Source organism: Streptomyces celluloflavus (assembly GCA_000720995.1).
Lineage (GTDB): Bacteria > Actinomycetota > Actinomycetes > Streptomycetales > Streptomycetaceae > Streptomyces > Streptomyces celluloflavus.
Genome location: JOEL01000013.1, coordinates 221,398 through 241,061 on the forward strand (window position 1 = coordinate 221,398; position 19,664 = coordinate 241,061).

A 19,664-nucleotide genomic window follows, 5' to 3' on the forward strand; every position below is an offset into this window, starting at 1 on the left:
GCGGTCTCGTCACAGCGGGTGGTCAGGCCGGCCCGCTGCTGGAGCTTGTCGATGCATGACGATCAGCCGGCAAAGGACTGTCACAATCGACGCCGCCTTGCCCGCCGGAGGCAGATCGCTGCTCGGCGTCATCCGGTTGAGAGTGGCTGTTCTTCTGTACCGAGGGATAGATTCTTCTGTTATGAAGAACAAGCCGTCGTACTCCGTCACCTCCGTGGATCACGCCCTGCACCTCGCGTCCCTGCTCCAGCAGGAAGGCCCGATGCGGGTGACGGATGCGGCCGAACGCCTCGGCGTCTCGCCCTCCACTGCGCACCGGCTGCTCGCGATGCTGGTCTACCGGGACTTCGCAGAGCAGACGCCGGACCGCAGATACCGTGCCGGCAAGGTGCTGCGACCTGCGGAGATGTCCGAGGCGCCGGTGGCGCTGCTCCGCAGGGTCGCGCTGCCTCATCTACAGCGCCTGGTGGACGAGACGCAGGAGTCGGCCAACGTGATGGTGCTCGCGGGGACGGAGGTCCGCTTCATCGCCACCGTCGAGTGCGATCAGATCCTCCGTGTCGGCGACCGCGTGGGGCGGTCGCTGCCGGCCCATATGACGTCAGGAGGGAAGGCGATCCTCGCTGCGCTGTCGCCGGACCAGGTGACCGCCTTGTACGACAGCGTGGACGACATCGAGCTTCCCCGGCTCAGGCGCGAACTCACTCTCGTCCGCAAGCGCGGCTTCGCCATCAACGACCAGCGCACCGAGACCGGCCTGACCGCCCTGGGCATGCTGATCCGGAACCCGTCCGGTGAGCCCGAGGCGGGCCTGTCACTCGCCATGCCGACAGCCCGGTTCGACCGAGAGACACTGCCCACCTTGGTAGGTGCCATGTCCGCCACCGCGACAAGGATCGAAAACGACCTCGCGGCCACTGCATGACCGATAACCACAGGGGATTGCGAGACGGCGTCCTATGTGGTGGTTGCTCGTCGGGATGTTCAACGGGCGGCGGGGTACGCGGAGTTGAATCGCTCCGGACGGGTTGCGGGAGCTCGTCCGGCCGTTCATCCGGGGCCGGCCCTTCCCCCTCCCCCTCACGGAGCGGACGGCCAGGATCCCGCACGAGCCGACTCCTCAGAAGCTCCGCAGGCAGGAGCGCAACCCCAGGGCGCGTCCGACCCATGACGACGAAGGGTCGAGCGCGGTCTGCCCGGCGGGCTCCCACTCGGTGGTGCGGCGAGGCTTGGCCACCGTGCCCAAACAGGTCCTGGTGACCTCCGGCGCCCAGCATGCGCTCACGCTGGTTCTGAGGCTCCTGTCCGCCCCGGGCGATCTGATCATGGTTGGGAATCCGCCCTGTCCGAGTGCTCTGCAGGCCATGCGCCGCGTCGCCTTCCTGCGCGAGAAGTGGGACCGGGAACTCGGCTACGCGCTGCGCAAGGAACGCTGGGCGTTCCGGGGCAACCGGATCGCGGTGCGGTTCCCGTACGAGTGCCACGACGCGAGCGGCCGGTGGTGGCGCAGCTACGGCAATGAGTGGTGGGAGTTCACTGCCGACGGGCTGATGCACCGCCGCGAGGCGAGTATCAACGACGTGCCCATCGCCGAGGCGGACCGGCGCATCTTCGGCTCGCGGCCGGCGGCCGAACGGGGCGTTGCCCTCCCGCTCTGTGACGACCTCACCCCCGGTGGAGAGTGGAGCGGCGAGCGGCCTCATGCGGCTCAGCGTCCAAGGCGGAGGACGGAGTGAGGGCGAATGGGGGCCTACCTGGCCGAGCGAAGTCGGGACCTCGGGGACCTCGCGCCCTACGACAACGCCGGAGGCGGAGCCGCAGGGTGCGGGGAGCCCGCTCGCCGTCGTGGGTGAGGTCGTGAACGCCTCGCGGATCAGGCCGGGTGCGGCGGTACGGCCGCGCGTCGGCGTCCGTCACCGCCGACGGGCCGCTGCCCGACGTCGCCGCCGGCGCGCTGGGTGGCAGGATGGATCGGTGAACACCGCACAGAACCAGAACGCCCCTGTCGTACGTCCCATCACCGACGCCGACATTCCCACCGCGGTTGATACCCTTGCCCGCGCCTTCGCCGACTACCCCTACACACGGCACGTGATCGCAGCGGACGATCACGAGGAGCGGATCCGGCGGTTCCAGGAGTTGTGCCTGACCCGCATCGGCATGGTGTACGGCCGAGTCTGGGTAGCCGGCGAAGGCCGCGCCGTGGCTGTCTGGGCCATACCCGGCCAGGATCCCTCGCCCGTCTTCGCCGAACTCGGGCCGATCCTCGGCGAACTCAGCGGCGACCGGGCCGCCGCTTCCGCGGCCGCGGAAGCGGCCATTACCCCGTACCGGCCCCAGGAGCCGGGATGGTTCCTGGAAACCGTGGGAACTGCCCCCGAGGCTCAGAGGCAGGGTCTCGGCAGTGCGGTGCTGATTCCCGGTATCCAGGAGGCCGAGCGCGCTGGGTATCCAGTGTTCCTGGAGACCTCCAGCGAGGCGAACGTGCAATTCTACGAGCGCCTCGGATTCAAGGCCACAGCCGATGTCCAGCTCCCCGACAACGGCCCCCGCACGTGGTGCATGCGCAGGGACCCACGCTGAGAGGGCATTTGACCTAGACAGGTTGCCCTTTACGTTCCAGTAAGTCCCTGCCGGGTTGGGGCGGTCTCGTCCGTTATACGTTTGGTGAGGTTGTCGATCGAGGCGATGTGGATCATGGCTTCGGAGCTGGCGGGGAGGGTCTCGCAGTCGCGGGCGAGGCGTCGGCGCACCGTGATCCATCCGAGGCTTCGCTCGACCACCCATCGCCTTTTGACGACGTCGAGGCTGCGGACTCCGGGTTTTCCGTTGACGACTTCGACGTCGATTCCGAGGTTGGCTCCGTGCTCGACGACGGCGTTCTTGAAGCCGGTGCCGACCCAGCTTTTGGAGATGGTGCGGTAGGTCTTTTCGACTTGACCGAGGAGGCGTATCCCGAGGGCGTTCTCCGGCAGGCTCGCGACGGTGACGGTCACGGCAAGGATGAGGAGTTCGGTGTCATCGACCACTGCCCCGGCGGTGGCGGACTCGCGGCGCGAGTGGCCGAGGCGATGCGCACCGGGGACGCCCACCCAGGGACGGAGACGACACCGTCCCGATCCGACGCCGCTCGCACCAGGAGGAGAGCGAACGGAGAAAACAGGCGAGCTACTGCGCCTCCGAATCAGCGGAGAGGCTCGTACCACCAGCAGACCAGCGGCCCGTTGGATGCTCCGCGCATGCGGTTGAGCATGACCACTTGGCACCGCAAAATTCTCGGCGATCCCGCCTCAGCCGGTCAGCAATCAGATCGCCTGAGCAGCGAAGCAACACGGATGACGACCCATCAGAATGAGCGTCACGAGCGTCATTTCAGCGTCAAGATATCGCCCGTAACGCCCACACCCCCACACACAAAACCGCAGGTCAGGCGGCCTTCGCGACTGGATCAAGGATCGCCACGCACTCCACGTGATGCGTCATGGAAAAGGTGTCGCATGAAGCGGAAGCCAGAATAGCCGCAGGTCAGCGCAGGCATATGGCCGCTCCGAGCACCCTCCCGGGCGTCTGGAACGTCACAAACGACCCACGGCACACCCCGGCCGGGCCGCGGCGGCGAGGTCTTCCAGCAGCGCATCGGCCACCAGCTCCTCGACCACGGCGGTGCCGTATCCCGGAGGGTTTTGGACCGCCCACTGGAACGCGGCCCTCAAGGCTGCGGCGACAGACGGACTCACCAAGAAGCCGCGCATCCACGATCTGCGCCACACGCGGCCCGCCGGCGGTCCACGGTCGACCTGTCGATACCGAGGTCCGCCGCGGCCTGCTGGTTCGTCCCGCCCTCCGCACAGCGCAACACAATCTTCGCTCGCAATGCGAGGAACTGGGCCGTTTTCGCCCGCCGTGCCCACTGCGTCAGCTGGCTCCGTTCAGCCTCGCCCAGGACCAGGTCGGCCTTCGGCCGGCCAATCCAGCCGACGCCCTCAAGCCCAGCCATCCGCTCCGCGGCGAAAGCCCGACGCCACTTGCCCACCGTCTTGGCCTGGACACCGACGATCCGTGCGACCGCCATGTTTGATAAACCGTCAGCGCACGCCAGGTGATCCGGTCCTTCTGAGCCGCGCGCCGGTCCGGCAACCCTGCCCGGCGCGCCAACTCGGCGTGCTCGGCTTCGAACCGCGTGATCTCCACAGCGGAAGGCCGCATGCGACATACCAACAGGGCAGTAATTAACCCTCAGAACTTCTGGCGCATCACACCAGATTGCCCCAAACCGATTGGTTCGCTTTGACCCTGCACTGCGGAAGCGGCATCTGTGCGCCGTCGTAGGCCGTGACCTCACCGACGGCGGAACGCGGCTGACTTTCCAACGACCTGTCGGCCGAGATCTCCCCTTGCTGATGTCATGCGTCATCGATCGCGCGGCATGACGACCCCGGCCAGGGGGTGGTGAGGCTATGCGTGGCTGGACAGTCTCAGCCTCAACTCACGTCGTCGCAAAAGGAAATTCGCAGGCAGTCGCCGATGGAACGGTGGCTGACGCCCACCGCATCCCCACTCGGTACGCAACGCTTCTCACCCGTCACCGGCGACGACGAAGTGGAGCGGGCTGTTCCCACCTTGCTGCGCGGAGTCGCGGTCGACTATCCCCAGCTGGTGGAGATCAGCCGCAGGAAAAGGCGGAGATCGCGTTCGTCCGGTCCTCCAACTGCACCGTGGGCTCCGCCAAGGGCAGGCGAAGCAGCGATTTACCACATTTCACGACTGGCCGCTCCCCCAGCGGTCACGCGACAAAGCCGATTGGTGGTCGCCGCGGCGGCGTTCTCTGTGGTCAGGCCGCGGTGCTGCGTCACGGGTGCCTGTGTCCGGTGGGTCGGTCCCGTTCGGGCTCCTCGCGTGCCCGCACCCGCATCCGGAGATCGCCAGGGCTGTTGGTGGATGTCATGACGCCCCGTACCCGGGTGCCGGGTACGGGTTCCAGGCGCCAGCGGCTCGCGATCGTCGCGGCCACGGTCGTCATCTCCGCGCGGGCATAGGACTCCCCGATGCACATGTGGCTTCCCACGCCGAAGGGGACGAACGCTCCGCGGGGAACGGGCGCGCGATCGGGCAGCCAACGGTCGGGGTCGAATCGGAGGGGGCCGGGGAAGTACCGCGGATTGCGGTGCAAGACGAGGGCACTGAAGATGAACTCGGTTCCTCCGGGAAAGTGGTATCCGCACAGCTCGACGTCGTCGACGGCGCGCCTGATCGTGATACCTCCGGGGTTGCGCATCCGCAGTGCCTCATCGATCACCCGGCGGGTGTAGCGGAGCCGGCGCAGGCCATCCTGGTCGAGGGGGCCGGTGACCGTATCGCGCAGCTCTTGGTGGAGTTCCCGGTCGACAGCCGGGTGCTGCCCGAGTTCGTGGAAGAGCCAGGCCAGTCCTCCGGCGACAGTGTCCGTGCCCGCGACCAAGAGCGTGATCAGCTCATCGTGAACCTGCCGGTCGGTCATGGCCTCGCCGCTGTCGTCGTCCTGGGCTCGCAGCAGCATCGACAACACGTCATGGTGCTCGGTCAGGGGGCCCTCACGCCGGGTGCGGATGAGGTGGTCGATCGCGGCGCGCAGCCGTCGGCTCGCGTCCGCCAGGCGCCTGTTGCCGGGGGTGGGCATCCGGTGCCACAGATCGGTGGGGTCGAGCACGCGCGTGTACATGCCCCGTAGGACGATGGGCATGGCGTGGTGGATGTCGGCGGCGAGGTTGTCGTCGAGCGCGGTGGAGAACAGGGTGGCGGTGACGATGGCGAGGGAGAGGTCCCGCATCTCCCGCGTGACGTCGATGATCTGGCCGGGCCGCCAGGACTCGGACCGTTCGGCCGCCAGGCGCGCCATCGTGGAGACGTGCTGTGCGATCTGGACGTGGTGGAAGGCCGGCTGCATCATCCGCCGCTGCCGCAAGTGGAACGGTCCTTCGGACGTGGCCAGGCCCTGTCCGAGGTAGTCGTGCAGCTTCTCGAAGGAACGGCCCTTGGCATACCGGGCCGCATCCGTGACCAGGACCCGGTGCACCAGCTCCGGACCGACCAGGACGTACGACGGGCTGGGGCCGAGATGGACGGCCACCAGTTGGTCGTGGACTGTGAGGGCGTCGAGGAACTCCAGTGGCCGCCGCCATAGATGGAGGGCGTGGCCGATCACCGGAAGGCGTCCTGGAGCGACCGGTGGGGAGATGTGGGTGGCGCTGCTCATCGTTGCCCTTTCGACGGACGGGCGAAGACCGGCGGAGACTGGCCGGGAGCAGGCGATACACCGCCCGGTGACGGAGCGGCCGGTTCCACCCTGTCCGGGCCGTTGTACCCGCCTGCACGGACGGATATCCCGCGCGGGCGGGGGCATCCGCCAAGGACCCGCTCCCTCTTGGAGATCGCGCGGACAGGTGCTCCGCGGCGAGGAGCTCCCGCGCCAAGGAAGCTCTGTAGAACGGGCCTACGAGTGAAGAGATGAGACGTCAGGCAGGTGCCTGAGCCGGGCGTCTCCGCCCTGGTAGCGTTCACGGCATGTCTGCTGCTTCGTGTGCGGCCGCTTGCGCCGCAGTGACCAGGACGTCCCGCTAGCGGCGGGACGTTCGACTCACACACTCCTCCTGGACGTCCAGCCGCTTCGTGATCAGACCGGAGCGGCACGTTCGTGCCGCTCAGAACTTCTTCTGAGCGACGGAGCACCTGATGCTTCCAGGCATCCTTTCTTCCCGCGGGCACAGCCCGTCCTCGGCACGCGCATGGCTGATGCTGTGCGCAGTGTCCATGCTGCAGTTCTTCATCGCGGTCGACGTGACCGTGGTCAACATCGCCCTGCCCTCGATCGGCGCTGACTTCGACGTTGACGGGCACGCTCTGACCTGGGTCGTGGTCGGGTACACGGTCGCCGGCGGTGGGCTGTTGATGCTCGGTGGCCGACTGGGCGACCTGCTCGGGCGGCGGCGCGTGCTGCTGCTCGGCACCGGCCTGTTCGGCGCCGCGTCGCTGCTGGCGGGCCTGGCCTCCACGTTTGCGCTGCTGGTGGTCGCGCGCCTGTTGCAGGGCGCCGGTGAGGCCATCGCGCTGCCCGCTGCAATGGCCACCATCGTCCTGATGTTCCCCGAAGGTCCGCGCCGGTCGCGGGCCCTGAGCGTGTGGGCGGCGGTGGCCAGCTGCGGTCTCGTGCTTGGATTCGTCCTGTCCGGAGTCATCACCGCCCACCTCGGATGGCGGTGGATCTTCCTGGTCTCGGTCCCGTTCGTCCTGATCGTGCTGCTGGCCGCTGTCTTCCTGGTCGAGCGGGACCGGCCCGCGGCCAAAGACGCCCCGCAACTGGACCTTCCCGGCGCGCTGCTGCTGACCGCCTGCCCGCTGCTGTTCATCTTCGGTGTCGTCGAGGCCGGTGAACCCGGAACGCCCGCATGGGTGGTCCTGGGGGCGCCGGCCGGGTCGGTGGCCGCCGGAGCAGGGTTCGTGAGGGTCGAGACACGCTCGTGCAACCCGCTGCTGCCGCTGCGCTTCTTCGCCAACCGCACGCGTGTGGCGGCCAACCTGGCCACGATGCTGCTGAGCCAGGCGCTGTCGACCTCGTTTCTGCTGTTCACCTTCTATCTGCAGGACCGGTTGGGCATCGGCCCGCTCGGCGCGGGTCTGACGATGCTGCCTCTGGCGGTCTCGCTGATCATTTTCTCCATGCTTGTGCCCCGCCTGCTGGGCCGGTGGGGAACACGCGCGTGCGTGCTCGCCGGAATCGGGTTCACCGCGGCCGCGATGGCCGCGATCGCGGCCATCGCGGCCCTGCGGGCAGGCGGCATGACGATGATCCCGCCCATGCTCCTGATCGCGGCCGGGATGGGGTTCGGCATCGTGGGGCTCCAGTACCTCGCGGTCAGCGGCGTCACCGAGGACGACGCCGGGACCGCCTCGGGCGTCCAGCGCGCGGCTGACCAACTGGGCGGTGCGGCCGGGGTAGCAGTCTGTGTCGGGATCGGGTTCGCCCCGTCCTTGCACTCCTTCGATCCGTTCCTGGTGGCCACCCTGCTGGCCGTCATGGGGCTCGTGACCGGCGCGGTTGTGGCTTTGCGCATGCCCGCGCCCGCTCCCACAGCGGACCTGCAGGAACAGGCCGGGTGACTCTCGCCCCGCAGGGGTGTGCCGCCATGACGGTCGGGGCGGCACACCCCTGCGGGACTTTCTGGTCAACGCCCTCTACGGCCGAGCGAAGGTTACGTGCCCGTCCTGCCCTCATCCATAACCGACCCGTTGTGGGACCAGTGCCAAGCCCTCCTGCCCAAGCGGGCAGTGGCCGCTCATCCGTTGGGCTGCCACCGTCCCCGCATCCCCGACCGGTTCGTGTTCGACAAGCTCCTGGCCCGCCTCGTGCTCGGAGGCACCTACCAGCAGCATGCCGACCACAGCTGCTCGGCAACTACGATGAGCGCTCGGCAGGATGAGTGGATCGCCAATGACCTTTTCGGGCGGCTGCACCGGCTGGCGCTCAAGGCGTACGACGAGGCCATCGGCCTCGACCTTGAGAATCTCGTGGTGGACGGTTGCATCGTGAAAGCCCCCGGCGGTGGCCAGAACACCGGGCGCGGTCCGGTGGACCGGGGCAAGAGCGGTCTGAAGCGTTCGGAACTGGTCGACGGCGGGGGCTTGCCGTTGGGGTGGGTCCTGGCTGGCGCAAACCGCGACGACTCGCCGCTGTTGCGCCCCACCCTGGAGGCCCTGCGCCTGTTCGGGTTCCATCTGCCACCGTCGATCACAGTGCACCTGGACGCCGGCTACGACTCACAACCCACCCGGGCGCTGCTGGAAGAGCTGGGCTGCGCTGGGCGCATCAACCCGAGGGGGCAGTTCGTGCCGATCAACCACACCCACCGGTGGATGATCGAACGGACCAGCTCCTGGCACAACAACCGGGGGTTCAAGGCGTTAGCGATCGTGACCGACCGGCGCGCGGTGGCGCAGGACGCGTGGGTGGCGTTGGCCAGCGCGGCCATCGTGATCCGCAGGCTGCTACGCCGGGCCTGGACAGCCTGCCGGTGGGATGCCCGTCCCGCCCGACGACCCTGACCTATCCGCGCGACCTCTTACAGTGCTTTCGACGCTGGGCTTCGACACCAGGCGTTTCCGCTGATTCCGCCAGTCTGCTATTGGGCCTCCTGGCAGGTACCCGCACCGGACTTTCACCGGCACGCGACGCCGAGCTTGTGGCTGATGGTCAATCACCTAAAACGTCAACCTCCGCCTTCTGGACGCAAAATGGAACAAGATCGAGCACCGGCTGTTCTCCCACATCACTATGAACCGGCGCGGCGAGCCACTGACCAGCCACGACGTCATCGCCAACGGCATCGCCGCGACGGAATCCCTCCGATCCCGCCCCAGCTTCAGCCCTGCCCCGGTCGCGCATGGCTGGTCCACCCGCCCCTGACCGGCGTGGACCACGACCAGTGGGACCGGCTCATCGGCGAGCGGGCGACGGCCCGGGAGGCACACTGGGAAGAAGACCTCCGCCAGCGGCGCGGCGGCGACCGGCAGAAGACTCCGGCTGCCGGCCTCTACACCGGCCGGCGCCCCGGGCTCACCCTCGTCGACCGGCTCCTGGCCACGCTTCTCTACGAGCGATTCAGGCTTGCCCAGGTCGCTGTCGCCCCGCTCTTCGCCGTCGTCCCCGTGCCCCTCAACCGGGCCATCAGCCAGACCCGGTGCCTCCTCCACAAGGCCGGGCACACCATCGAACCCATCAGTACACACTTGGCCACCCTGGACGGCCTGACCGACCTCGCCGCACGCCTCGGTATCACCCGCGACCCAGTGATCAAGACAGCGAGTTAATGATCAGCAAGCCCTGACCCGGCCTTGGGTCAGGGCCCAGGACCCCCGTTCCCCATGCGATGTCACACGTCGGGTGACATTCACCTGCCGTCGCTCTCTGATATCGGCGTTTCGCTGTGTCCGAGTTCACGGGTGGTGAATCCGTGTTTGCGTGCCCCGATGACGATGGCGAGTGTCGGGATGAGAAGCGCGAACGCGACCCAGGTGAGAGAGGGTGCTCCAACCCCACTGAGGACGAGCCCTCCGACGATGCCGCCTGCGGCGATCCCGATGTTCCACCCTGTGGTGAGGAGTGCTTGGGCGACGTCACCGGCGTCGCCCGCAGCTTCAGCGACCGCAGTCTGCAACAGCGTTGCGGTGCCGCCGAACGCGAGCCCCCAGACGGCCGCACTGGCATAGACCAGAGCGGGGACACCGGAGAAGATGCCCAGGAGGACTGTGGCTGTGGCGAAGAGTGCGCAGGCGAGGATCACGAGCGTGCGCAGGTGCCGGTCGATGAGTGCTCCGGTGATCCAGATGCTCACCAGCGACACCAGACCGAAGGTGAGCAGCACGGCGTCGACCTGCCCCGCCATGCCAAGCGGGGCGAGCAACGGGGCGCTGTAGGTGAAGAGGATGTTGTGCGCGAGGACGAACATCAACGTCACGACCAGGACCGGCGCGACTCCGGGAATGCGGAGAGTGCGGGCGAGCGGGAGCCTGGAGCCCTTGGGCTGGCCGGGGAAGTTCGGTACAGCTGCGATGACCCACACGATCAGTGCGAGGGTGAGGGCGGTCATGATCCCGAACGCGAATCGCCACTCGACGAACTTGGCGAGGAACGCGGCAGCAGGAACCCCGACGGACAGCGCGACGGTTCCGCCCGCCATCGCGATTGCCATAGCCTTGCCGCGCTGGTGAGCGGGAACCATTCGTCGCGCGTACCCGGCCAGCAAGGCCCAGAGCAGCCCCCCGACGATCCCGCCCAGGAACCGGGCGGCCAACGTGAGCGGGAAGCTGTCGGAAAGGGCTGTGACCGTGTTGGCGACCGCGAATCCGGAGATCGCGAACAGCAGCAAATGTCGGCGTTGCCACCCGATTGTGGCTTTCGTGAGGGGAACTGCGGCGAGGATCGCCCCGATCGCAAAGACAGTGACGCTCTGTCCCGCGACGGTTTCGCTCACTCCCAGGTCCCGGCTCATCTCAGGTAGTACCCCGGCGGGCATCGTCTCGGTCAAGAGCGTGATGAACCCGGTGGTGGCCAGAGCCAGCAAGCCTGCCAGAGGGAACCGAGCGTCGACTGTGGAATGACGTGGCAGGACGTCTGTTCGTGTCATAGCCTCATCGTCAAAGGGTGACATCAATGTGAAGGTCAAATCGATGCCCGTCGCGGCGCGGAGAGCAGGAGTGTGGAGATGAGGATCGGCGAGCTGTCCAAACGCACGGATGCGCCGGTGAGGATGCTCCGCTACTACGAGGAGCAGGGGCTGATCCACTCCGAGCGGCTAGCCAACGGATACCGAGATTACGAGGACTACACCGTCGACCGGGTCCGGCAGATACGGGGCCTGCTCGATGTGGGTCTGCCGACCCGGATCATCAAGCAGATCCTGCCCTGCTTGAACAGCCCGCGGACGATACACATGCCCTACGTCACCCCGGACATGATCGCGACGCTCGAAGACGAACGTGACCGCATGGCCGAGAAGATCGAATGCCTCACGAAGAACCACCGAGCCATCAACGACTACCTCGACGCAGTGAGTCACGAAGTCCGAACTGTGCCTGCCGCTGGCGACTCCGCCCGACCCGCCGGCCAGCCGTGAGGCATCGCACGAACTTCTTCAAGGCGATCCCTACGCCTGTCCCTGGCCATTCGACAGCAACGGACACTGGATGCCGCCCGAAGAGGAGGTCACACGGTGCCTCCGATCAGGCAAATGCCTCTGCCCTGTCCGTGAGAGGAGAGGGCAGAGGATCATTCATGCGGCGACGGTGAGTGGAACGTCCAGGCGTTCCCAGGCGCCGAGGACGGCCTTGTGTGCGTCCGGTTGCAGATGCGCGTAGCGCTGGGTGGTCTGGAAGCTCTCGTGGCCGAGGTGGTGCTGGACCTCGTAGAGCGAGACTCCGTTCTGGACCAGCCACGAGGCGCAGGTGTGGTGCATGGAGTGCGGCGGGTAGTGCGGGACGAGGCGCTGCTCGCCGTCCGTGTCGAAGCAGTAGGCGGCTTCGACAGTGGGCCACCAGGTCTGCCGGCGCCAGTTGCTGTCGGCGAGGAGCCGCCCGGCCCGGCCCTTGGTGATGGTGGTGAACACCACGGCGTCACGGTCGAGTCGATGGATGTGGCGTTCGAGGGCCTCCAGGACGTGAGGACGGAGCGGGCCCCCGTCGGCTCTTGGAGCTCTTGGGGTATTCCTTGATGCCGCTCTTGGTGCTGACCTTCACTACGAACAGGCGCGAGCGGCGCTGGTCTATGCGGTGGCAGTGAAGGCCGGAGAGTTCGCCCCAGCGCAGTCCGGTGTAGACGCCGAGCAGGCACATCGTCCGCCAGGCGGCGGGGAGTTCGTCGAGGATGCTCTGCGCCTGGTCGAGTGTGAACCACTGCGGCGGTTTGACCCCGATCTTCGGCAGGTCGATGCTGCGGCAGGGACTCACCGCGATCACGTCGTCATCGACGGCCGCGCGCATGATGGAGGACGTCAGGTTGTAGGCCCGCTTGATCGCGGCGGCACCCGAGCCCTTCTCGACCAGGCCGCGGATCCAGCTCTGGATGTCCATGCGGGTGATGGCCCGCATCTCCCAGTCCGCCCAGTAGGGCATGGCGTGGTTCTTGATGCGCGACGCGTCGCCCCGCAGGGTGTGGGGTTCAATCAGACGGGCGTTCCACCACCGGTCGTGCCATTCACTGAACTGCGTTTCACCGGCCCGCGGGTCGCGCATGCCTCCGCGGGCGAACTGGGTCTCCGTCTCGATGCCCCAGGCACGCGCCTGTGCCTTGAGGGGGAACGACTCGCTGAACCGGTCTCCTGTCCGGTTACATACAGTCGCCTGCCATTTGCCGGATTTCAACTTGCGGAGGTACGAGGCTCTTCTCCTTGTTCAACGGTGACGGGCCGGGATGGGCCAGGGTCAGCGGCGGGCCGCCGGCGGTACGACGGCGCGGCGGCTGATGAACTCGTCGAGGCCGGCCGCGGGGACCCGTACACGGGACCGGCCTGGTCCGGTACGGAGGTCGACAACAGGCAGGTCACCAGCAGCGATGAAGCGGTAGACAGTGCGGCGGTCAACGTCCAAGGCGGCGGCGACGGCAGGGGTGGAAGGGACCTTTTGGATGGAGGTTGGGCTAGTACTGTAACGGCGCTTGAAGTGACGAGGTCGCAGTTCATGGGCTGTGGTCTCGTCACCTCAAGCGCTGTTGCAGTACTAGTGGTCACACACGCCCTCACCCCTCACAAGATGGCCATCCAGATGCTCCCCAACCCCTACGGAAAGCGCGGCCGGAGCCGCTACCGCGAGGAGGGCGGGGCATTGCGCTTTTCGTACCTGCTGTGACCTTGACGTTCAACTCCAGCACGAGATGAGTCGAGGTTGAACGTCAAGGTCAACGAGCTCGTGCACGGTTGGCGGTGAGACGTCGGGCCTGGATGGTTGATCATGGTCGGGTGGTGGGGAACCCGGCGCGTGCAGTGATCATCAGCAATCGGCGGATCACGGGCCTAGACATCACGAGCCGCTCCTCCATGTCTCTGAGCGCGGCGACGATCGGATGAGGAGAAGTAAGCCGTGTGGGAACCGGAACCACCGAGGCGTCATCCGCCGACTTCCGGCTCCGCGAGTTGGGGTGTGGTCCCTCTGCGAGGTATTGCTTCCACCCACTTGTCCCGGGGCGGACCTTCTCGATGCGTTTGCCGGGAGGTTCCAGTCCGTGCCGCTTCGCATAGTCGATGGCCTTCCCCCACTCGGCGAACTGGTTGCCATCGGCGACACGGACACGCTCCTCGGTGAGAAGCCGTTCGACCGACTCGGTCGGCTTGGCTCGTCGCGTACGAGCGACGAGCCGTTCGGCTCAGGGCGCGGAGCTACGCCTGCGTCCAGCATGTCCGCCAGATGCCGCCTGGTCGCCCGCTTCAGTCGGCGTCACCCCCTCAGGACGATGACCATGTCGAAGGTAGTAGAGGCCGTCCTCGGTGACCTCCACACGAGCGCTTCCCTGTCACTCCGGCTGCCCCCTAACAACCCTCGATCACGCAAGGCATAAGCCGACCGCCAATCCCCCGGCGCCCAGGCTCCGGGATGCTCCTCACCGGCTGCGAGCCGTTCGAGCAGTGCGCGTTGCCATTCATTCGGGTCAGACCGTCGATCCCACGATCGCCAACCCACAACGCACTCACATGCCCTGTACAGAGCCGAAAGAGTGACTCCTGCCCGTGGGAGTTCTCTGGGACTTTCCTGGGACTTCCGGCCGCATCAGCCAGTACGAGCGCGAAACAACCGAAAGGGCATTCATGCAGGTCAACGACCTGCGACGGCCAGACATCGCAAGTCACGGCGTTGGCTGGTCTCTTCCGGGATATCTGAGGGGCGGGGGCCGCCGCACTCCGTCCGGCCTGCGCGAGCGCGGGCCGGACGGACTCCCCCCGCCACAAGGCCCTGACCTGGCGTCAGCGCACACCATGGACCTTCTGAACACCCCTGGACGGGGTCACAACCTGTGCCAGGTGGTTCCGCCGTCAACGGCGGCGTGACACAGAGGCATCTGCTGGAGGCAACGCCTGCCGGCGAGTTGGCCGCCAGGACGGCTACGGCTCCCGGTGGGGAGTGGTCCGTGCCACCCGGCCCGTACCCCGTCCCCGACGGTGAACGGCCCGGCGGAACCGGCCCTCTCGGCCCCGTCCCGCTCCGACCGCAGCCGCTCACCCGCTGACCACGAGGAAGGCGAGGGCGGCGATGCCCGTGGTGACGGTGAGGGCGGTGAGGGCGTAGGGGAGGCGGCCCTGCCGCAGGGGTGTCGTCGACCGCAGTTGGCGGTCGGTACGGGCGGTCCGCCGGGAGACCGCGTGGAGGAGGACCGCGGTCAGGGGCAGGGCCACGAGGAGCAGTGCGATCGTCAGGGGGAGGCTCTGGTGGCTGGTGACGTGGGCGAGGCCGAGCGCCACGGTGACCTGGGACAGGACGGTGCGTTGCCAGGCCAGAGCGGTGCGTTCGGGCTGGAGCCCCGGGTCCCAGAGGGGCGGCGGGGCCGGTTCGGTGGGGCGCGCCCGGGGAGCGGGCCGGCGGGTCACGGGGTGGGGAGGATCAGCAGGGCCGTGGCCAGCAGGGCCAGTCCGGCGATGGCGAACGGCAGGAACCGGCCAGCGCGCAGGCGGGGCAGGGGGCGGCGGACCCGTAGCGCGTGTTCGGTGGCGGACCACCGGCGCAGGGCCGTGACGGCGGTGGCGATGCCGAGCAGCACGAGGACGGTGGCGAGGGCCTGGCGTGCCGGGGTGTGCGTGGTGAGCGCGGCGATGCCTATGCCGCCTGCGGTGAGGGCGAGGGCGGTGCGCTGCCAGGCGAGGAAGGTCCGTTCGTTGGCGAGCGTGAACCGGGGGTCGGGCTCCTCGCCCTCGCGGTAGGGGTCGAACAGGGGCGGGCGCGCGGCGGGCTCGGTGCGGCCGGGTTCCGTGGGCCGGGGTCCCGTGAGGTGCTCTGTGGGCTGCTCTGTGGGGTGGGGCATGGCGGCTTCCGGGAACGGGCCGGGCGGGGTGCGCGGTGGGCGCGCCCCGTCCGGGTCGGCGGTCGGTGGGGACTGTCGGCCGGGGCCGTCAGGGGATGCCGGTCAGTGGTCGGCCGTCATCGGTGGGCTGGTGCGAGGCCGGTGGTGCCTTCGGTACCGGTGGTTCCCGTACCGGTGTCGGTACGGGTACCGGTTCCGGTGCTCGTGGCGGTGGCGGTGGCGCCGGCGTTCGCGGGGGTGCGGGTGGCAGTCGGTTCGGTTCCCGGGGTGCCGTCGGGTGCGTTCAGTTCGGCGATCATCGACTTGGAGAGGCCGAAGAACCAGGTGACGACGCAGGCCACGGCCGCCGCCAGGAACCAGCCCACGGTGTAGATCAGGGCGGCGGGTCCGATGCCCCGGCTGCCGTCGAGGAGCGGGAGCAGGACCAGACCGGCCGGGCCGATGGCGGTGGAGCCGGTGGTGGTGCCGAGTTGGGCGAAGAGCCCTACCAGACCGCCGCCCACCGCGGCGCCGATGCCCGCGGTGATGAAGGGGCGCACCAGCGGGAGGGTGACACCGTAGATGACGGGCTCGCTGACCCCGAGGACGCAGGTGGGCAGTGCGGACTTGACGGTGCGTCGCAGCGAGGGGTTGTGCCGGGCTCGCAGGTAGACCGCCAGGGCGGCGCCGGCCTGGCCGCCGCCCGCCATGGCGAGGATCGGGTACAGGGCGCTGAAGCCCTGCTGTTCGATGAGAGTGGTGTGGATCGGGATGAGCGCCTGGTGCAGTCCGAGCATCACCAGAGTGGAGAAGAGACCGCCGAGGATGACGCCCGCGCCCGCTCCGGCGTGGGTGAGCAGCCAGGTGGCCCCGTTGCCGATGCCGCTCGCGATCTCGCCGGCGACCGGCATCAGGATCATCAGCGCGGCCAGCCCCGAGAGGGCCACGGCGACGGTGGGGACGAGCAGGGCCTGGAGGGCGTCCGGGACCCAGCGGCGGGCCCACTTCTCCAGGTAGGCGCAGAGTACGGCGGCGGCGAGGGCGCCCAGTACGCCGCCCTGGCCGGGCTTGAGCGGACCGGCGAAGGTCTCGACGTTGGCCACCCCGGCGTAGACGACGATGCCGGAGACCGCGCCGCCGAGGACGGGGGTGCCGCCGAATTCCTTGGCCGCGTTGAAGCCGACGAAGACCGCGATGAGGGACATGAACCCCTGCGAGAGCGCGGTGGTGACCGGTATCACGCCGGCGAGGGCACTGGAGTGGGTGGAGAGGGCGATCGAGTTGAGCAGTCCGCCGATACCGGCGATGACACCGCAGGCGATGAGGGCGGGGATCAGCGGAACGAAGATGTTCGCGATCTTCCGGATGAAGAGCTTCCCCTTGGTGGAGTTCTTCCTCTTCTGTTCCGCCTTCATGGCCGCGCCCTTGGCGGCGAGGGCCGCGGCGTCACCGGACACCGGGTCACCGGGCGGCCCGGCGTCGGATTCCCCGGCGGGCGCCACGTCCTCGGCCTCCTCGACCAGGATGCGGAAGGCGTCGGCCACTTGGGCGACCGCGGCCGGGCCCAGCACGATCTGATAGGTGTCGTCCTCCACCACGCCCATGACTGCGGGGTGCTCCTTTATCCGCCGGGCTTCGATGCGGCCGGCGTCGACGACGCCCAGCCTCAGCCGGCTGATGCAGTGGGCGATGGAGGTGATGTTGGCGGGGCCGCCGATGAGTTCCAGGAGGTCCCGGGCGGTCTGGGCGTGCTTGTCGTTCGCGTGCATGGGGCCGTTCCGTACGTCGTTGTCTGGAGGAGGCACAGCGGGTGGGTGTCGGGGCAGGTCAGGGCGTGGGGGTCGGGGTGGCTGACGTGCTGGGGGGTGTGGTGTCGAGGGCCGCGCGGAGCCGGCCGTCGTGGTCGGTGAGGAGGCCGGCGGCACGGTCCGCGGTCACACCGGCGAGGATCATCAGGATGGCGCGCTTGACCTCGCCGTCCGCCGCGTCGAGGGCGGTTTCGACGGTGGACTCGTCGGCGTCGGTGGCGAGGTGGACGATCCGGCGGGAGCGGGCGCGCAGCTTCTCGTTGGAGGCGCGCACGTCCACCATGAGGTTGCCGTAGGTCTTGCCCAGCTTGATCATGACGGCGGTGGAGAGGGTGTTGAGGACGAGCTTTTGACAGGTGCCCGCCTTCAGCCGGGTGGAACCGGTCAGGAACTCGGGGCCGACGACGATCTCCAGCGGGATGTCGGCGGCCCGGCCGAGCTCGGAGGGCGAGTTGCAGGACAGGCCGACGGTCAGGGCCCCGGCGGCGCGGGCGTGCCGGACGGCGGCGACGGCGAAGGGGGTGCGGCCGGAGGCGGAGATGCCCACCACGGTGTCCTCGGGACGCAGCCCGAGCCCGTCCAGGGCCCGGACGGCCGCGTCCCCGTCGTCCTCGGCGCCCTCGACGGCGCTGAGCATGGCCTCCGTCCCGCCGGCGATGACGGCCACGACCTGGCCGGGGCGGGTGTTGAAGGTGGGCGGGCACTCGGCGGAGTCGAGGACGCCCATCCGTCCGGCGGTGCCCGCGCCGATGTGGATCAGGCGTCCGCCGCGCCGCATCCGGTCGGCGACCGCGTCCACGGTTTCGGCCAGCCGGTCGGCGACGCCCGCGATGGCGGTGGGCACCTTGGCGTCCTCGGCGTTCATCAGCCGGATCAACTCGACGGTGGAAAGGGTGTCGACGGCGGCCAGTTCAGGCCGGTGGGCCTCGGTGGACAATCCGTCGAGCTGGGCGCGCAGGGTCCGGTAGGGGGCGTTCATGGTGAGCTCTCCGCTCTGGTGCGGTGGGTTTGCGGTCCTGCGGGGGTGAGGTCGTCGCCGGGGTCAGCGGTCGGTGGGGGCGTTTGCCTGGTGGCGGGGCAGGACGGCGCGGAAGGATGCGGCGAGGCCCCGCTGGGCCCCGGAGTGGTAGGTGCGCTGGGCGACTCCGGTGACCAGGCAGTCGACCACCAGGAGCTGGCTGGTACGGCTGCTCATGGAGACGGAGCGCAGATCGCTGCCCTGGGCGGCGGCGGCCGTGGCCAGCACGACGTCCGCGTAGTGGGCGGCCGGGGAGCGCGGGCGAGAGGTGAGGGTGACCGTGGTGGCGCCGTTGTCGGCGGCGGTCCGCAGCGGGTCGACCACGTCCAAGGTGGTGCCCGAGTGGGAGATGCCGATCGCGACGTCCTCCTCACCGAGGTGGACGGCGCTGGTCATGGCCCGGTGGGCGTCGCTGTGGGCGTGCGCGACCCGGCCGATCCGCATGAGCTTGGCGGCCAGGTCGTCGGCGACCGATCCGGAGGAGCCGATGCCGTAGACGTCGATGCGGCGGGCCCGGCTGATGGCCGTCACGGCCGCGTCGAGGGCGTCGATGTCGAGCTGGGAGGCCGTATCGGCGAGGATCTGCCGTTCCTCGGCCGCCAGCTTGGCCACCACACGGTCGAGCGGGTCGTTCAGGGCCACGGCGCCGACCGTGGGCACGGCCTGGGTGTTGGTGATGACGGCCGCCAGCTCCACCAGCGCGCGCCGGAGTTCGCGGTAGCCGGCATAGCCGAGGAGGCGGGCGGTACGGACCACGGTGGTGTCGCTGGTGTGGGCGTGGTCGGCCAGGTCGGACACGCTCATCCGGGAGCAGGCCACGGGGTCGGCGAGCAGCGCGCGGGCGACCCGTTGCTGCTGGGCGCCGAGGCTCGGTACCAGGGACCGCACCTTCGCGGGCAGTGGGTGCTGGATCTCCACCTCGGCGAAAGTTTCTTCCGTCGTCTTTCTCATGACACGAAAGTTACTACCGTCGCCGGCTCGATGGCGTGGGCCGTTGGACCCCCGGCCGCCCGACGAAGGGCCCGACGGCCTCTGGTCGCCGTTCCCTGGCCGGGGCCCCGGCCTGTTCCGGCAGGCTGCGGTGAGGGCTCCGGAGCCTTGAGGCCCCTGGGGATTCCGGTGGCCGGTGAGCCCTGGAGGCTCGGAACCCTGGCGCTCGGTGCACGGGGGGGCTGGGGTCAAGCACCCCCGCCCCGCGGCGGTCCCAGCCGCCCGCGCGGCAGCCGCCGCAAACCCCCTGCCGCCGTTCGGCTGCCCGTCCATCGACGCCCAGCCGGACGTCGAGCCGACTCACGACCGCCCGCTGTCCCGCGCACCGGACCTGGCC

Annotated in this window: 18 protein-coding genes and 2 pseudogenes; 8 read left to right on the forward strand and 12 right to left on the reverse strand. The window is 68.8% G+C overall.

The window, feature by feature from the left end:
- The first annotated feature begins 181 nt into the window (after positions 1 to 181).
- The 3 genes from IH09_RS15010 (at position 182) to IH09_RS15020 (ending at position 2,583) form a co-directional block, all read left to right on the forward strand.
- Positions 182 to 925, forward strand: coding sequence for an IclR family transcriptional regulator (locus tag IH09_RS15010; RefSeq protein ID WP_052856729.1), 744 nt, complete (start codon positions 182 to 184; stop codon positions 923 to 925).
- A gap of 304 nt (positions 926 to 1,229) precedes the next feature.
- Entirely contained in the window at positions 1,230 to 1,736 is a 507-nt protein-coding gene (locus tag IH09_RS15015) for a DUF1348 family protein (RefSeq protein WP_240150782.1), read from the forward strand.
- Positions 1,737 to 1,974: 238 nt separating this feature from the next.
- On the forward strand, positions 1,975 to 2,583 hold the full coding sequence (locus IH09_RS15020; protein WP_052856730.1) for a GNAT family N-acetyltransferase: 609 nt from the start codon (positions 1,975 to 1,977) through the stop codon (positions 2,581 to 2,583).
- Positions 2,584 to 2,612: 29 nt separating this feature from the next.
- Here IH09_RS15020 and IH09_RS15025 read toward each other — a convergent pair.
- The 3 genes and pseudogenes from IH09_RS15025 to IH09_RS15035 form a co-directional block, all read right to left on the reverse strand.
- A pseudogene (locus IH09_RS15025) lies at positions 2,613 to 3,020 on the reverse strand (transposase); the annotation flags it as partial.
- A gap of 713 nt (positions 3,021 to 3,733) precedes the next feature.
- Complete coding sequence (locus tag IH09_RS15030) at positions 3,734 to 4,072, reverse strand: helix-turn-helix domain-containing protein (protein WP_052856731.1); 339 nt, start codon at positions 4,070 to 4,072, stop codon at positions 3,734 to 3,736.
- Positions 4,073 to 4,849: 777 nt separating this feature from the next.
- Positions 4,850 to 6,232 (reverse strand): cytochrome P450, encoded by a 1,383-nt coding sequence (locus IH09_RS15035; RefSeq protein ID WP_190233297.1) that lies wholly within the window; start codon positions 6,230 to 6,232, stop codon positions 4,850 to 4,852.
- Between the two features lie 548 nt (positions 6,233 to 6,780).
- On the opposite strand from IH09_RS15035, the gene IH09_RS15040 reads away from it, so the two are divergent.
- The 4 genes and pseudogenes from IH09_RS15040 to IH09_RS15055 all read left to right on the forward strand — a co-directional run bounded on the left by IH09_RS15040 (position 6,781) and on the right by IH09_RS15055 (position 9,840).
- Positions 6,781 to 8,133 (forward strand): MFS transporter, encoded by a 1,353-nt coding sequence (locus IH09_RS15040; protein WP_052856733.1) that lies wholly within the window; start codon positions 6,781 to 6,783, stop codon positions 8,131 to 8,133.
- Positions 8,134 to 8,229: 96 nt separating this feature from the next.
- The gene (locus IH09_RS15045) at positions 8,230 to 9,075 is read left to right on the forward strand and encodes an IS5 family transposase (RefSeq protein ID WP_052856734.1); all 846 of its coding nucleotides are present in this window, start codon (positions 8,230 to 8,232) and stop codon (positions 9,073 to 9,075) included.
- 184 nt (positions 9,076 to 9,259) lie between these two features.
- A pseudogene (locus IH09_RS37220) lies at positions 9,260 to 9,367 on the forward strand (ISAzo13-like element transposase-related protein); the annotation flags it as partial.
- A 74-nt stretch (positions 9,368 to 9,441) separates the two neighbouring features.
- The gene (locus IH09_RS15055; protein WP_052856736.1) at positions 9,442 to 9,840 is read left to right on the forward strand and encodes a hypothetical protein; all 399 of its coding nucleotides are present in this window, start codon (positions 9,442 to 9,444) and stop codon (positions 9,838 to 9,840) included.
- Positions 9,841 to 9,920: 80 nt separating this feature from the next.
- On the opposite strand, the gene IH09_RS15060 is transcribed toward IH09_RS15055, so the two are convergent.
- Positions 9,921 to 11,156, reverse strand: a complete 1,236-nt coding sequence (locus IH09_RS15060) for an MFS transporter (RefSeq protein ID WP_052856737.1) — start codon at positions 11,154 to 11,156, stop codon at positions 9,921 to 9,923.
- A 78-nt stretch (positions 11,157 to 11,234) separates the two neighbouring features.
- Here IH09_RS15060 and IH09_RS15065 point away from each other — a divergent pair, with 78 nt between their 5' ends.
- Positions 11,235 to 11,645 (forward strand): MerR family transcriptional regulator, encoded by a 411-nt coding sequence (locus IH09_RS15065; protein ID WP_052856738.1) that lies wholly within the window; start codon positions 11,235 to 11,237, stop codon positions 11,643 to 11,645.
- Between the two features lie 156 nt (positions 11,646 to 11,801).
- Here IH09_RS15065 and IH09_RS39900 read toward each other — a convergent pair whose 3' ends face one another.
- From IH09_RS39900 to IH09_RS15100, 8 genes are all read right to left on the reverse strand, one after another.
- Entirely contained in the window at positions 11,802 to 12,137 is a 336-nt protein-coding gene (locus IH09_RS39900; protein ID WP_342636981.1) for a site-specific integrase, read from the reverse strand.
- A 4-nt stretch (positions 12,138 to 12,141) separates the two neighbouring features.
- Complete coding sequence (locus tag IH09_RS15070; RefSeq protein WP_240150783.1) at positions 12,142 to 12,888, reverse strand: tyrosine-type recombinase/integrase; 747 nt, start codon at positions 12,886 to 12,888, stop codon at positions 12,142 to 12,144.
- Between the two features lie 60 nt (positions 12,889 to 12,948).
- Entirely contained in the window at positions 12,949 to 13,200 is a 252-nt protein-coding gene (locus IH09_RS37225; protein ID WP_205379789.1) for a helix-turn-helix domain-containing protein, read from the reverse strand.
- 1,532 nt (positions 13,201 to 14,732) lie between these two features.
- Positions 14,733 to 15,101, reverse strand: coding sequence for a DUF202 domain-containing protein (locus IH09_RS15080; protein WP_052856740.1), 369 nt, complete (start codon positions 15,099 to 15,101; stop codon positions 14,733 to 14,735).
- A complete protein-coding gene (locus IH09_RS15085; RefSeq protein ID WP_110952307.1) occupies positions 15,098 to 15,532 on the reverse strand; it encodes a YidH family protein in 435 nt (144 codons plus the stop codon). Before IH09_RS15085 ends, IH09_RS15080 begins: the two co-directional genes overlap by 4 nt.
- A 116-nt stretch (positions 15,533 to 15,648) precedes the next feature.
- Positions 15,649 to 17,280 (reverse strand): PTS transporter subunit EIIC, encoded by a 1,632-nt coding sequence (locus tag IH09_RS15090; protein WP_052856741.1) that lies wholly within the window; start codon positions 17,278 to 17,280, stop codon positions 15,649 to 15,651.
- 58 nt (positions 17,281 to 17,338) lie between these two features.
- Positions 17,339 to 18,298, reverse strand: coding sequence for an N-acetylmuramic acid 6-phosphate etherase (gene murQ / locus IH09_RS15095; RefSeq protein ID WP_052856742.1), 960 nt, complete (start codon positions 18,296 to 18,298; stop codon positions 17,339 to 17,341).
- Positions 18,299 to 18,361: 63 nt separating this feature from the next.
- Positions 18,362 to 19,288, reverse strand: a complete 927-nt coding sequence (locus IH09_RS15100) for a MurR/RpiR family transcriptional regulator (protein WP_052856743.1) — start codon at positions 19,286 to 19,288, stop codon at positions 18,362 to 18,364.
- Positions 19,289 to 19,664 lie beyond the last annotated feature (376 nt).

Bases quoted from the DNA above. Each gene is read 5' to 3' on its own strand.
- IH09_RS15030 (WP_052856731.1), bottom strand. From the start codon at position 4,072: ATGGCGGTCGCACGGATCGTCGGTGTCCAGGCCAAGACGGTGGGCAAG.
- IH09_RS15065 (WP_052856738.1), top strand. From the start codon at position 11,235: ATGAGGATCGGCGAGCTGTCCAAACGCACGGATGCGCCGGTGAGGATG.
- IH09_RS15090 (WP_052856741.1), bottom strand. From the start codon at position 17,280: ATGCACGCGAACGACAAGCACGCCCAGACCGCCCGGGACCTCCTGGAA.
- IH09_RS15100 (WP_052856743.1), bottom strand. From the start codon at position 19,288: ATGAGAAAGACGACGGAAGAAACTTTCGCCGAGGTGGAGATCCAGCAC.
- IH09_RS15010 (WP_052856729.1), top strand. From the start codon at position 182: ATGAAGAACAAGCCGTCGTACTCCGTCACCTCCGTGGATCACGCCCTG.
- murQ (WP_052856742.1), bottom strand. From the start codon at position 18,298: ATGAACGCCCCCTACCGGACCCTGCGCGCCCAGCTCGACGGATTGTCC.
- IH09_RS15035 (WP_190233297.1), bottom strand. From the start codon at position 6,232: ATGAGCAGCGCCACCCACATCTCCCCACCGGTCGCTCCAGGACGCCTT.
- IH09_RS15060 (WP_052856737.1), bottom strand. From the start codon at position 11,156: ATGACACGAACAGACGTCCTGCCACGTCATTCCACAGTCGACGCTCGG.
- IH09_RS15085 (WP_110952307.1), bottom strand. From the start codon at position 15,532: ATGCCCCACCCCACAGAGCAGCCCACAGAGCACCTCACGGGACCCCGG.